This is a genomic window from Rhodococcus sp. WWJCD1 (assembly GCF_002258735.1).
In the GTDB taxonomy this organism is placed as follows: domain Bacteria; phylum Actinomycetota; class Actinomycetes; order Mycobacteriales; family Mycobacteriaceae; genus Rhodococcoides.
In genome coordinates, this window is sequence record NZ_NOXY01000027.1 from 23416 (window position 1) to 36277 (window position 12862).

Genomic DNA, 12862 nt, shown 5'->3' on the forward strand with positions numbered 1-12862 from the left:
AGATTGCCGTGCAGAAATGCACAGAGGGATAAGCTGGACGAGTGTTCAACCCAGACCACCTCCGCTACTTTCTCGAAGTGTCGAGGACGGGACGCCTGACCGACGCGTCTCGCACTCTCGGCGTGGACCACACCACCGTCGGCCGTCGTATCACGGCACTCGAAAAGTCGGCCGGACAGCGGCTTTTCGACCGAACCCCGTCGGGTTGGCGATTGACCGAGGCGGGGCGGCGGCTCGTCGGATACGCCGAAACCGTGGAGTCGACGCTCATCGCGGCGTTCGAGGATCAGACGTCCGACACCGGATCGCTGCGTGGCACCGTCCGTATCGCGGCTCCGGACGGCTTCGGAGCCTTCGTCCTGACACCGAAACTCGGCGTACTGCGAGACAAGCACCCTGATCTCGATATCGAATTGGTCACCGCCACTGAGCACAACTCCTTGGCGACAAGGGAATTCGACATCGCAATCACGCTGGAACGGCCGTCGCCGAGATTTGTCGTCACGCGCAGGTTGGCGACGTACTCGCTCGAGCTCTATGCCGCCGAGGAGTATCTTGCGGCGACGTCGCCGATCCACACCGTCGACGACCTCCGGGGCCACACGCTGATTTCGTACGTCGATGCGCTGCTCGATGTTGCGCCCCTGCGAATCCTGGACTCGATCCTGCCCGAGGGTCGCGCGCAGATTCAGACCAACAACATCACCGGGCAGTGGATCGCGGCGAGATCCGGTGTGGGAATTGCGCCGTTGCCCAGCTACATCGGCGAGCCGGACGTGGCGCTCAAGTCGGTGCTGCCCGGCGTCGTCTCGGTCGAGCGGACGTATTGGACGGTGGTGCCGCGAGAGCTGACCGGTTTGGCGCGGGTGAAGGCCGTCGACGAATTTCTGCGCTCGGTCGTGACCGACGAGCAGCATCTCTTTCCTGTGCCGCAGTAACTACGGGAGAACTGCACAGCGCGAGATAGCCGGTGGCCGTTCGATTTTGGACGTTTCGATGAGACGGGCGTCTCGTGACGACCGACACACGTGACGGCCACCTCAAACGAGTAGGAATTGGCCTACTGGCGGGTAACAATTGGGTACAGCCAAGTCCGCACTGCGGATCCACTCGAGATTCTGGGGGAATCATGACAATGTTCGTAATGGCAGCCGTCGGCTTCGTAGGAATGGCAATCGCCCTGCTCAACGACGGAAGCGACATCGACTTCCGCAACCGTCAACTCGCGAGCGCATACCGCCAGCGCTGGGCCTGACACACCGGTTCTCTGCACCGGATGGGCAGTTGGCAAGATTCGTGGGATGTGGACACACCCCCGAGCGATCGGCTTACTGATCGGCTACGGTCTCGATCGCGTGTTCGCAGACCCGAAGCGCTGGCATCCGGTCGCAGGGTTCGGCACGACGGCACTGCACGTGGAGCGAGTTCTCTACCGTGACAGCAGAACCGTCGGAGTCATACATGCGTCGACGCTGATCGGTTCGGCGGCCGCTATCGGTATCGCCTCGAGCCGCGCCGCCGCCCGCCTGGGTGCACCTGTCGAGACGGTTCTGGTCGCGGCTGCCACCTGGGCAGCGCTGGGTGGAACGTCGCTGTCCAGGGTGGGTGGGCAGATGGCCGATTGTCTCGACAGCGATGACCTGGCGGGTGCGCGCGCACTGTTGCCGTCGCTGTGCGGGCGCGATCCGGAATCACTCGACTCCGACGGGTTGGCGCGCGCCGCTCTCGAATCCATCGCAGAGAACACATCCGATGCCACCGTGGGTGTCCTGGTGTGGGGCGCGTGTGCCGGCGTGCCCGGTGTTCTGGCCTACCGCGCGAGCAACACGCTCGACGCCATGGTCGGCTATCGGTCCGAGAAGTATCTGCGCTTCGGTTGGGCCGCAGCGCGAATCGACGACGTCCTGAATTTGGTGCCCGCCCGGGCCACCGGACTGGCGACGGTACTGGCAGCACCTCTGGTACACGGCTCGCCCGTCGAGGCAGCAAAGATGTGGCGTCGCGACGCGTCGAAGCATCCCAGCCCCAATGCCGGTGTTGCCGAGGCCTCGGCTGCAGGTGCGCTGGGACTGCAACTCGGAGGCAGAACGCAGTATCGACACGGCGTCGAAAACCGCCCGACCCTGGGGGACGGGGCCTCGCCCACAGCGCGCGACCTTCGCCGTGCGGTCACGCTGTCGACCCGGGTGCAAGAACTATCGGTGATCGCGTCAGCGATTCTTGCCGTAGCGATCGGCCAGGCGAGGATCCGACGGCACCGTCGGACGTGACGCAGCGCGCGCTCTGGCGCGCTTCTCGCGTCGGGTGGGAAGACTGAATTCTTCTTCTTCGTCGGGTACGGGCTCGTTGTCGGGAGCGGGATCCGGTTCGCCGGACATCGCGTCGGCCATGTCGGCACGAGACATGCGACGCTCCCTGATCTCGGCGCGAACGAAGTACGCCAGACCCAGCGGTGCCATGATGCCGAACGCCAGCCACTGCAGACCGTAGGAGAGGTAGGGCCCTGCATCGGTCTGAGGCAATTCGATCAGGCCCAGTCCGCCCGGTTGATCGTCGTCGAGCTGGAGGTACCCGTCGATCGCATCGACGCCGACCGCTGTGCCGATCTGCTCCGGATTGATGTTGTAGACCTGCAGGTGACCGTCTTCCTCGATCGGTTCCCGCGACGTGCCCTCGGCTTGGCGCACACGGGCATTGAGCGTTACCTGTCCCGTAGGTGCGGGCGCGAAGTCGGGTGGTCGTGTGCCCTCCACCGGCAGCACGTACCCGCGGTTGACCAGCACGGTGGGCCCACCGTCGATCTCGAACGGGGTGATGACCTCGTACGCGGGCTGTTCACGAATGCTGCGCAGCCGCACCAGTGCCTCGGAATCGACATCGTAGGAACCCGTCGCGATGACGCGGCGCCATTCGTCGTCGGCCGGGAAGCCGTTGGCGGTGAGGATGTCCGAGATGGGTACCGGATCAGCATCGACCGACCGGGTGATCAGGTCGTTGCGTGCAGAGGTCGAGGTGTTCTTGCCGAGCTGCCACGGAGCGAGCACGCTGAAGCACAGAAATGCGAACGCCAGCGCGACGGCGGCCAGCACCAACCACTTCGGACGCAGCAAGAACCCTAACTTCTCCACCCCACCACGGTAGCCGGGTCAGCCGGGGAGCTGAGACCGTGCCCAGTTCAACAGCCCGGGAACCGCACTTTCGATCTGCTCGCGCACCTCGGTGAACGCGGAGTCGGACGAGTAGTACGGGTCGGCGACCGACGAGTCGTCGGCGTCGGGATCGAACGATCGCAGCAGGGCCACTCGATCGGCCGGCGCGCCGAGCTGCAGCAGCGCCTTCGCGTGGCCGGTGTCGAGCGCGACGATCAGGTCTGCCTCCAGATGGTCCGGTCCGACCTGCGCGGCCTCGTGCTCACCGTCGTAGCCATGGGCAACGAGCTCGGCGACGGTGCGGGGATCGGCACCGTCGCCCACATGCCAGCCGCCGGTGCCCGCACTCGACACCCGCACTTCATCGGCGAGACCGGCATCGCGCAGATGCGCGGCGAAGACCTTTTCTGCCATCGGCGATCGGCAGATGTTGCCGGTGCACACGAATGTCACATGCAGTGGCTCGTTCACTGCCCTGCCACCGTGTTCTGCTCGAGCACCGCAGCCAACTCGTCCATGTTCGATGCGGTGAACGCAGCGTCGTCGCTTTCGCCGTCGATGCCGTAGCCCCACTCCACGTACACCGTGGGAATGCCGAATCGTGCTGCACCGTGCACGTCGTGGTCACGATCACCGATCATGATCACCCCGTCGGTGCCACCGTCCGCGTGTTCCACCGGATCGATGCCGAGATTGGACAACGAGTGCGCGATGACATCGGACTTCGCTCGTCGGGTGCCGTCGTTGCTGGCACCTCCGATGAACTCGAAGTATCGAGACAAACCGAAGTGGTCGAGAATGCGAACGGCGAAGCGCTCCGACTTCGACGTCGCCACACCGAGGCGCACTCCTCGGTCCTGCAATCGAGTCAGCACCGTCTCGATGCCGTCGAACGCGGTGTTCTCGGCCCAGCCCCGCTCGTCGTACCGCTCGAAGTACGCCGCCAACGCGCGCTGTGCGGCGTCCTCGTCCAGACCCAGCCCGCGCAAGGTGTCGATCAACGGCGGCCCGACAACCAGTGACAGCTGCTCTTCGGTCGGCTCGGGGGCGTCCACGGAGGCCAACGCATGGCGAAAACCGGCATGAATTCCCGGTGCGGAATCGGTCAACGTCCCATCGAGATCGAACAGGACAACGGACGCGGGGGTAACGGCAGACATGTTCGAAGCCTATCGGTGCGGCCTGCTCGGGAAAGCCTGCGGCTACGCTCGTCGCGATGTCCGATACAACTGCCGAACCCGACGCGCTCCTCCGTCACAGGCCGGATGAGCTCCTTCGTCACCATGGTGACGTGGAAGTCGAGTCCGGATTCGTCGACTTCGCCGTCAACGTGCGCGCCGACGGCCCGCCGGCATGGCTTCGGGACCGGCTGGCCGCGGCACTGAGTTCGCTGGGTTCGTACCCGAGCGCTGCGGCCGAGTACGCCGCACAAGAGCAAGTGGCCGCACACCACGGCCGTTCCCCGGACGAGGTGCTGCTGCTCAGCGGCGGGGCCGAGGGCTTCTCGATGCTGCCGCGCTTGGAGCCCTCCCTCGTGGCAACGATTCATCCGTCCTTCACCGAGCCCGATTGGGTGCTGGAACAGGCGGGTGTACCGGTGCATCGGGTTGTTTTGCCGCCGCCCTTCGAGCTCGATCCGATGCTCGTGCCCGATGCAGCCGACATGGTGATCATCGGCAACCCCACCAATCCGACGTCGGTTCTGCATCCATGCGAAGCGGTCCTGAGCCTGCGTCGGCCCGGCCGAACGGTGGTGGTCGACGAGGCCTTCGCCGACGCAGTGCTCGGTGCCGGAGAATCGGTTTCGTCGCAGCGCTCGGACGACGTGGTGGTACTGCGCAGCCTGACGAAGACGTGGGCGTTGGCGGGGTTGCGGTGCGGATATGCGCTGGGGCACCCTGACGTTCTCACGAGGATGCAGCACGGACGCGCGCACTGGCCGCTGGGGAGTCTGCAAATCGAAGCGATCCGCGCCTGCACAGAACCGTTTGCCGTCGATCAGGCATGTGCCGAATCCGAACGAATCGACCGCGAACGATCTGCGATGATCGGCCGACTGGGCGCTCTCGGTTTGGACGTCACCGGCCCGGCCCGAGCGCCGTTTCTGCTGGTGCGCTTCGAGGGTGCCGATCTGGTTCGAGAACGCCTGCGCACGATGGGTATTGCGGTTCGGCGCGGCGACACGTTCCCAGGGCTGGATCGCCACTATCTCCGCGTGGCGGTACGGGACTCGCAGCAGGTCGACATACTGGTGAATGCGTTGAGCACCGTTCTGTGAGGAGAGCAACGAATATGGCAGTGACACTGGCGGACGTCATCGAGGTTCTCGACAATGCCTACCCACCACGGCTGGCCGAGAACTGGGACTCGGTGGGTCTGGTGTGTGGAGACCCGAAAGCTGTTGTGCAGCAGGTTCTGTACACCGTCGACGTCACCGAGGCGGTGGTCGACGAGGCCATCGCATGGGGTGCCGATCTGATCGTGGCGCACCACCCGCTCCTGCTCAAAGGCGTCGACACAGTGGCGGCCGACACTGCCAAGGGCTCGGTGATTCATCGGTTGATCAAAGCCGACTGTGCAGTGTTCACCGCGCATACCAACGCGGACTCCGCCGATCCGGGTGTATCCGACGCACTCGCAGCCGCGCTCGGCGTGATCGACACCAGACCACTGGACCCCATTCCCGCACCTGCACACGACAAATGGGTGGTCTTCGTACCGACCTCCGACTCGGCCGCGGTACGGCAGGCCCTGTTCGACGCCGGAGCCGGACAGATCGGCGACTACAGCGAAGCGAGCTGGCAGGCGACCGGTCTCGGCCAGTTCCGTCCCGGCCCGAATGCGCACCCGACACTGGGCGTTCTCGGTGAAGTGCACACGGAGACGGAGGATCGCATCGAGGTTGTAGCACCCAAAGTGCTACGCGCGCAGGTGCTTTCGGCTCTACGTCACGCCCACCCCTACGAGGAGCCCGCGTTCGACGTCTTCGAGTCCGCGGCTCTGCCATCGTGTACAGGACTGGGGCGCATCGGAAAACTGCCGAGTCCGATGACACTCGCCGAGTTCACCGACGTCGTTCGGGACGCGTTGCCGGCAACCAGCTGGGGCGTGCGAGCCGCCGGTGACCCCGACGCCACGGTCTCGGTGGTCGCGATGTGCGGGGGAGCAGGCGATTCGTTCCTGTCTGCAGTCGCGCGAACCGACGCCGACGTGTACGTCACCTCGGATCTGCGGCACCACCCTGTCGACGAACATCTGCGCGCGGGTGGGCCCGCGGTGATCGACACCGCGCACTGGGCGTCGGAGTTCCCGTGGTGTGACCAGGCGCGCACCATCGTCGACGCCGCGTTCGGTGACACGGACGGGTGGAGAAGCAGTGTCACCGATGTGCGCACCGACCCCTGGACGCTGTGATCGGTGACCATCGTGACTTGTGAACCCCTGGCGACAGGCGGTCGGAGTCGATCCGGCGTTCTCGGTTTCGAGCAGCCGGTAGGGTGATCTCTTACCAACTTCCATAGTCGCAGGAGTCATCAAGCGTGAACGTCGATCCCAAAGTCCAGGCCTCGCTGCTCGAATTGGCCGGTGTGGATACCGAACTCTCGCAGATCGCCCACCGCCGCAAAAGCCTCCCCGAGCAGCAGGAGGTGGACAAGCTCGAGACCGAGCGCATCACCCGCAAGGACGCGGCCGTGACGGTACAGATCTCGATGGACGACCTCGATCGGGACATTCGCAAACTCGAGGGCGAGGTCGACGCGGTTCGTCAACGCGAGGCTCGCGACAAGAAGATGCTCGAGAGTGGCACCATCGCACCGAAGCAGATGACGGAGTTGCAGCACGAGCTCGGCAGCCTCGAACGTCGCCAGGGCATCCTCGAGGAGGAATTGCTCGAGGTCATGGAGCAGCGTGAGGCCAGTGAGCGGGACTACGAGCACGCCGGTGCGCAGCTGACGCAGATCGAGGACGAACTCGTCGACGCCGGCCGTCGCCGCGACGACGCCGTTGCAGACCTCGACACCGCCGAGAAGCGCAGCGCCGAGCGCCGCGAGTCCTTGGCTTCGGGGTTGCCCGCGGATCTGCTTGCTGTTTACGAGAAGCAGCGAGCTCTCACCGGGCGTGGTGCGGCGTTGCTGCAGGCTCGCCGCTGCGGTGCTTGCCGGATCGAGCTCGACCGCAACGAGATCGCGAGCATTGCCAACAAGCCGGCAGACGCTCTGATTCGTTGCTCGGAATGCAACGCAATCCTGGTGCGCACCAAGGAATCCGGAATTTGAGCCAGATGTCGCGGGTTGTCGCCGAGGCCGACGGAGGATCGCGGGGAAACCCCGGGCCTGCTGGATACGGCGCAGTGGTGTTCAGCGCCGATCGCTCGCAGGTGCTCGCCGAGCGCCGGGCGTCGCTGGGCGTGGCCACCAACAACGTCGCCGAGTACAACGGCCTGATCGCCGCACTCAGTGCCGCACGTGACGTCGGGGCCCGCGAGGTTGCCGTCCGTATGGACTCCAAACTCGTCGTCGAGCAGATGTCCGGGCGCTGGAAAGTGAAGCACCCGGACATGATTCCGCTTCAGCGGAAAGCAGCCGAACTGGCTCGCGGCTTCGATTCCGTCACCTACGAGTGGATTCCGCGCGCGCAGAACTCGCACGCCGATGCGCTGGCCAACGAGGCGATGGACGCCGCGGCCGAGGGTGTGGAGCTGTCGGAACTACCCGATGCCGAGCCGGCCGCGAAGAAGGCCGAGTCGCCCGGGTGGACCGGTGCGATGGGCGAGCCCACGCGCCTGCTGCTGTTGCGGCACGGGCAGACCCCCATGTCGGTCGATCGACGATACTCCGGCCGCGGCAATCCTGACTTGACGGAACTGGGACAACGCCAAGCAGATTCTGCCGCAACGGTTCTCGGTTCACGGACAGACATCGACGCCATCGTGGCCTCGCCGCTCGCGCGCGCCCAACAGACGGCCTCAGCGACAGCCGACCGCTTGGGATTGCCCGTCACCACTGTCGACGGTCTCATCGAGACCGACTTCGGCGACTGGGAAGGACTGACGTTCACCGAGGCCATGGAACGTCACCCCGAGGTTCACAAGGCGTGGCGCGGCGACACTTCTGTGGCACCACCGAACGGGGAGAGTTTCGACGCCGTACGTGTACGCATCGAAGCGACCCGCGACCAGTTGCTCGCCGAGTACGCCGGAAAGACGCTTCTGGTGGTCACCCATGTCACCCCGATCAAGATGCTGCTGCAACTTGCTCTCGACGTCGGCCCGTCGCTGCTGTATCGACTGCACCTCGATCTCGCGTCGCTGAGTATTGCCGAGTTCTACCCCGACGGCGGGGCGTCGGTGCGATTGGTGAACGACACCTCGCACCTGGCTTCGCCGGCCTGAACCGAGGCTCGGTTCCGTGCACGGGATCCGGGCGACAACAGTGACAACAGTCTGGACTCATCTCGTGAGCCGGGTGCTGCGGTGTAGACGATCACCCGCACGTCGGAGCCTGCCGGCTGGAACACGTCCCCATCGAGGACCATCGACCCCACCAGGGGATGGTCGATGTTCTTGCGTGCTCCCCGGTAGGCGGTAGGCCGAGCGTGGTGCCAACGATCGGAGAATTCGTCGCTGCGTGCTCGAAGGTCATGGACGAGGTTGTCGAGCTCGGCGTCGTCGGGATGCGAGATTTGTGCCACGCGGAGGTCGCCGACCAGAGCGTCTCGATACTGTTCCCGTTGCCCGGGGTCGACCCACATGGTCGACGTGTCCTCGGTCATCTCGAACCAGACCTGGTTGCGTGAATGTCCGGACAGGTCCATCGGATTGCCCATCAGAGCGGACCATGCCGCGTTCCATCTCAGCAGCCACCAATCGGCCGCGTACACGGCCGTAGGCCAGTCGTCGGCTCGGGCCAGCAGCCGGTCGACGCTGTCCGGTACCGATCGATCGACGGCCGACGACGGTGCCGCGAGTCCGGCAGCTCGATACAACACTCCGGCATCGGCGAGGTCGAGGCTCAATGCCCGAACGAGAGCAGCGACCACCGCCGCCGACGGATTCGACGCGCGACCCTGCTCCAGCTGGACCAGGTAGTCCACCGAGATTCCGGCGAGTGTGGCGAGTTCCTCGCGGCGTAAGCCCGACGATCTCCGAGGCCTGACGGCCGAGTCGGAGGGGACGGGTGCGCTGCGGTCACGCCAACCGCGGAGCACCGACGAGAAACCCGCCGGCCGGCGTCCCTGCTGCTCTACGGTCATCTCACCACTGTGCCACCTCGGCCACGGGCGTCTTCTCGATGAGGACGTGGGTGGTACTGGCAGACCTACCGACAAGCGGCATCTTCTCGAGCGGGCCGCCGCGCCTTTGCGTCGACGTCATGAGCACAATCACGACGATCACCGGCGGCAACAAGGGAATCGGTCACGAGACGGCGCGGCGCTTACAGCGTGCCGGCCACACCGTGGTCATCGGTGCCCGCAACCGTGAGCTGGGTCGTGCTGCTGCCGCCGACCTCGGCGTCACGTTCGTTCAACTCGACGTGACCGATCAGGGCAGCGTCGACGCTGCTGCGCGCCAGGTGCGTGCGGACCATGGACGCCTCGACGTCCTGATCAACAACGCAGGAATTACCGGCGCGTTCGTTCCGCTCGAACAAGGATCGGCGGATGACGCCCGAGACGTCTTCGACACCAACGTCTTCGGCGTCATTCGAGTGACCAACGCATTCGTGCCACTGCTGAAGGTCTCGAACCATCCACGAATCGTCAACATCTCCTCGGGTGTCGGATCCATTCAGGACACCATCGAGCACGACTACTTCGACTGGCAGGTGGTGCCGCCGATCTACGCGTCGTCCGAGACCGCCCTCAACATGCTCACGGTGAAGTACGCGCGCGCCCTCCCGATGATGCGAGTCAATGCCGCCGACCCCGGCTACACCCGCACCGATCTGAACGCAGGCAAGGGTGCACACGACGTCACGCAGGGCACCGACGAAATAGTCCGACTCGCCACGATTGCCGACGACGGACCTACCGGCACCGTGGGAAACAAGCAGGGTCTGCTTCGCTGGTGAATCGTGTACCGAGAACACACAGTGCCGCGGCTCGCCATCACGGTCGTCACCGCGGTAGTGCTTCCGGCGTTGCGGACATCCGCTCTATGGTCGAGGTGTGGGAGATATCGAAATCCGGTTGGCGAGGTCCGACGAAAACGAGACGATCTCGGCACTCGCACTTCGGTCGAAGGCCTACTGGGGATACTCCGAGGACTTCCTGCAGGCATGTCGTGTGGAGTTGACGTACGACTCGGCGGTGTGCGGATCGGGTCGGATGTGGGTGGCCGTCGTCGGCTCGTCCGAGCCTGAAAGCTCCGTCGTCGGTTTCAGCTTGCTCGGGGGTGAAGCCCCCGCCGGTGAACTGACGGCACTCTTCGTGGACGCGAGTTCCATCGGAACCGGCTGTGGTCGAAAATTGCTCGAGCACACGATCAGTGAGGCTCGTGCGCAGGGATTCGAGCGTCTGACGCTCGACGCGGATCCCGGAGCCGAATCGTTCTATCTCCACTTCGGTGCCGTCCGCATCGGTACTGCTTTGAGTGGGTCGATCCCCGGGCGAGAACTGCCACGGCTCGAGATTGTCTTGTGACGAGGAGCGTGCGGGCACCGTTGGCAACAGTCGAGAATCCTCGGCCGGTCGACAACTGAAGATGTAGGCACGGTGCCCCGGCTCGTTGGGGGCCGGTTCGGTCACATCAGCACACCACCGGGCACCTCGATGCGCTCACCCGTTGCCCAGCGGAACTCGTGGGATACCGAGGCCGAAATTGCGTCGTCGATGTCATCGGGTTGCCGACCCGCCCGAGCGCGGTGTGCTCGGACGACCTGTGCTCCCGGGGATGGCCGGATGGCACGACGAGGCTTAGATCTGCAACGCGAGCCACAGGCCCGCCACTGCGCCGACGATGGTCAGTGGAGTGGTGATGACGCCGAGAACGGTGAAGGTGCGCAGGTCTGCCGGCTCGTCGTTGGCCGATGCGACGCGTCGCCACAGCATGATCGCCAGCGACCCGACGTAGGTGAGGTTGGGGCCGAGGTTCACCCCGATCACCATGGCCAACAACAACGCTGGGGGAGCGTCGGCACCGAACGCGGCCAGTAGCAGCAGGGTCGCGGGCAGGTTGTTGACGATGTTCGACGCCACCGCCGCAATGGCAGCCGCGGCCAGCAGGGACACGAAGGTGGTGTCGGACGGCAGAATTCGCGCCAGCCAGTCGCCGATCGGGCCCGTCGTCACGCCGAGGACGACGATGCCGAGCAGAAAGACGAAGCCACAGAACGGCAGATCGGCACCGCGCAGAATGGCGCGAGGTGTGGTGTGCCGAGCTCGAAGTGCCGGGATCGCGAGCGCAATGGACCCCACCGCAGCCACCCAGAACGGTTCGATGTCGAACAGTCCCGCCACGGCGAAGCCGACGAGTGTCGCACCGAGGATGAGGAGCGTACTGCGAGGTGCGGGCACGTCGTCGGTGCTCTGCGCGGTCGGGGTGTCCGTCGGTGTCGCGGTGCCGGTCAGATCCTTGCGGAAGAAGATCAGGAACACCGCCAGTTCGATGGCGACCGCGAAGATCCACGGCAGTGCCATCAGGGCCGTGAAATGCAGGAAGGTCAGTCCGGTCGCAGCGAAGGCCAGCAGGTTGGTCAGATTGGACACCGGCAGCAGAGTCGACGCCGAATTGGACAGGTGCGCAGTGGCATAACTGTGCGGACGCGGCGACATCCCCAGGATGCGAGCGGCACCGATGATGGCCGGTGTCAGTAGAACCACGGTCGCGTCGAGGCTCAGTACGGCTGTGGTTGCCGCAGCAGCTGCGAACACGAGGGTGAGCAGTCTGCGGGGGCTGCCCTTGGATCCGCGTCGTAGCTTCGCGGCGATCCAGGTGAACACGCCGAGGGCATCCGACAGATGCGCCAGGATCAGGATGAACGCCAGAAAAACGACGGTGGGAGCGAGTTCGAGTACCTGCTCCCGAGCGGCGTCGAGGCTGACGAGCCCGACGAGAAGAACAACTGCTGCCGCTGGAAGTGCGGCGACGATTTCGGGGAGACCGCGCGGGCGAACGATGGCGAAGACGAGAACGGCGGCGACCAGTGCCGCAGCGAGAACGGTCACGCGAGAATTTTCACGAGAGTGCGAACGTTCCGTGTGGTGGTCGTGGCCTTGTACTTCGCCTTCGCCGTGGCTTTCCCGAACGTGCTGTCGGTGGTGTTGCCCTTGCGCACCTCCCAGTAGAGCACGCTGTTCCCCTCGGCAATCCTCTCGAGCTCGGGGTCGAGTTCTCCTGCAAGAGCGGACAATTCGGTCAAATGGCTATCGTCGCTACCGAACACCACATAAGGATGCCAGCCTTCCCGTTCGGCGTCGAACGGGTATGACTCCACTATCGCCCCCAGCGCTGGGACGTCGAGTACGACAACCCAGGCTTGGTAGCCGAACACCTCGGCGAGCGTGCTCTCGACTTGTGCCTTCAAAGCGGCAGCGCTCAGCGGCGACTGCAGCAGTACATTGCCGGTCGCCAGAATCGTGCGGACATTCGTGAAGCCGGCCGAGGCCAAAGCAGCACGGAGATCGACCATCTTGATGTTGATACCGCCGACGTTGATGCCGCGCAGCAACACGACCCATTCACTCATGGACAGAACTGTAGTGATGCGCTCGAG

15 protein-coding genes are annotated in these 12862 nt (G+C 64.9%); 9 read left to right on the forward strand and 6 right to left on the reverse strand.

Translation table 11 applies throughout. The features are described 5' to 3' along the window. Positions 1–41 precede the first annotated feature (41 nt). The 3 genes from CH286_RS19455 (at position 42) to CH286_RS19460 (ending at position 2270) form a co-directional block, all read left to right on the forward strand. The gene (locus CH286_RS19455) at positions 42–938 is read left to right on the forward strand and encodes a LysR family transcriptional regulator (protein WP_094610142.1); all 897 of its coding nucleotides are present in this window, start codon (positions 42–44) and stop codon (positions 936–938) included. Positions 939–1129: 191 nt separating this feature from the next. After that, positions 1130–1255, forward strand: coding sequence for a hypothetical protein (locus CH286_RS28275; protein ID WP_254925408.1), 126 nt, complete (start codon positions 1130–1132; stop codon positions 1253–1255). 46 nt (positions 1256–1301) lie between these two features. After that, the gene (locus tag CH286_RS19460) at positions 1302–2270 is read left to right on the forward strand and encodes a cobalamin biosynthesis protein (protein WP_094610143.1); all 969 of its coding nucleotides are present in this window, start codon (positions 1302–1304) and stop codon (positions 2268–2270) included. On the opposite strand, the gene CH286_RS19465 is transcribed toward CH286_RS19460, so the two are convergent. Genes CH286_RS19465 through CH286_RS19475 form a run of 3 tightly spaced genes read right to left on the reverse strand, consistent with a single transcriptional unit; the run spans position 2211 to position 4309 of the window. After that, positions 2211–3128: an SURF1 family cytochrome oxidase biogenesis protein gene (locus tag CH286_RS19465; protein WP_032403897.1), complete on the reverse strand. Its 918-nt coding sequence runs from the start codon at positions 3126–3128 to the stop codon at positions 2211–2213. The genes CH286_RS19460 and CH286_RS19465 overlap by 60 nt on opposite strands. A gap of 18 nt (positions 3129–3146) precedes the next feature. Further along, positions 3147–3620, reverse strand: a complete 474-nt coding sequence (locus CH286_RS19470) for a low molecular weight protein-tyrosine-phosphatase (RefSeq protein ID WP_170944794.1) — start codon at positions 3618–3620, stop codon at positions 3147–3149. Then, positions 3617–4309, reverse strand: a complete 693-nt coding sequence (locus CH286_RS19475) for an HAD-IA family hydrolase (RefSeq protein WP_032403898.1) — start codon at positions 4307–4309, stop codon at positions 3617–3619. Before CH286_RS19475 ends, CH286_RS19470 begins: the two co-directional genes overlap by 4 nt. Positions 4310–4365: 56 nt before the next feature. Here CH286_RS19475 and cobC point away from each other — a divergent pair, with 56 nt between their 5' ends. The 4 genes from cobC to CH286_RS19495 all read left to right on the forward strand — a co-directional run bounded on the left by cobC (position 4366) and on the right by CH286_RS19495 (position 8541). Continuing rightward, positions 4366–5427: an Rv2231c family pyridoxal phosphate-dependent protein CobC gene (gene cobC / locus CH286_RS19480; RefSeq protein ID WP_094610144.1), complete on the forward strand. Its 1062-nt coding sequence runs from the start codon at positions 4366–4368 to the stop codon at positions 5425–5427. Positions 5428–5441: 14 nt separating this feature from the next. Next, positions 5442–6563, forward strand: a complete 1122-nt coding sequence (locus tag CH286_RS19485; RefSeq protein WP_094610145.1) for a Nif3-like dinuclear metal center hexameric protein — start codon at positions 5442–5444, stop codon at positions 6561–6563. Between the two features lie 125 nt (positions 6564–6688). Continuing rightward, a complete protein-coding gene (locus tag CH286_RS19490; protein WP_032403901.1) occupies positions 6689–7426 on the forward strand; it encodes a zinc ribbon domain-containing protein in 738 nt (245 codons plus the stop codon). 5 nt (positions 7427–7431) lie between these two features. Continuing rightward, positions 7432–8541, forward strand: coding sequence for a bifunctional RNase H/acid phosphatase (locus CH286_RS19495; RefSeq protein ID WP_094610146.1), 1110 nt, complete (start codon positions 7432–7434; stop codon positions 8539–8541). On the opposite strand, the gene CH286_RS19500 is transcribed toward CH286_RS19495, so the two are convergent. Next, positions 8475–9401: a helix-turn-helix domain-containing protein gene (locus CH286_RS19500; RefSeq protein WP_094610147.1), complete on the reverse strand. Its 927-nt coding sequence runs from the start codon at positions 9399–9401 to the stop codon at positions 8475–8477. The genes CH286_RS19495 and CH286_RS19500 overlap by 67 nt on opposite strands. 119 nt (positions 9402–9520) lie before the next feature. On the opposite strand from CH286_RS19500, the gene CH286_RS19505 reads away from it, so the two are divergent. Both CH286_RS19505 and CH286_RS19510 read left to right on the forward strand, forming a co-directional pair. After that, the gene (locus CH286_RS19505) at positions 9521–10219 is read left to right on the forward strand and encodes an SDR family NAD(P)-dependent oxidoreductase (RefSeq protein WP_255182712.1); all 699 of its coding nucleotides are present in this window, start codon (positions 9521–9523) and stop codon (positions 10217–10219) included. Between the two features lie 97 nt (positions 10220–10316). Beyond that, positions 10317–10790, forward strand: a complete 474-nt coding sequence (locus tag CH286_RS19510; RefSeq protein ID WP_217902941.1) for a GNAT family N-acetyltransferase — start codon at positions 10317–10319, stop codon at positions 10788–10790. Between the two features lie 273 nt (positions 10791–11063). On the opposite strand, the gene CH286_RS19520 is transcribed toward CH286_RS19510, so the two are convergent. Continuing rightward, complete coding sequence (locus tag CH286_RS19520) at positions 11064–12314, reverse strand: SLC13 family permease (RefSeq protein WP_037150920.1); 1251 nt, start codon at positions 12312–12314, stop codon at positions 11064–11066. Next, positions 12311–12835, reverse strand: a complete 525-nt coding sequence (locus CH286_RS19525) for a DUF1697 domain-containing protein (protein WP_037150918.1) — start codon at positions 12833–12835, stop codon at positions 12311–12313. The genes CH286_RS19520 and CH286_RS19525 overlap by 4 nt, the downstream gene beginning before the upstream one ends. Positions 12836–12862: the final 27 nt, after the last annotated feature.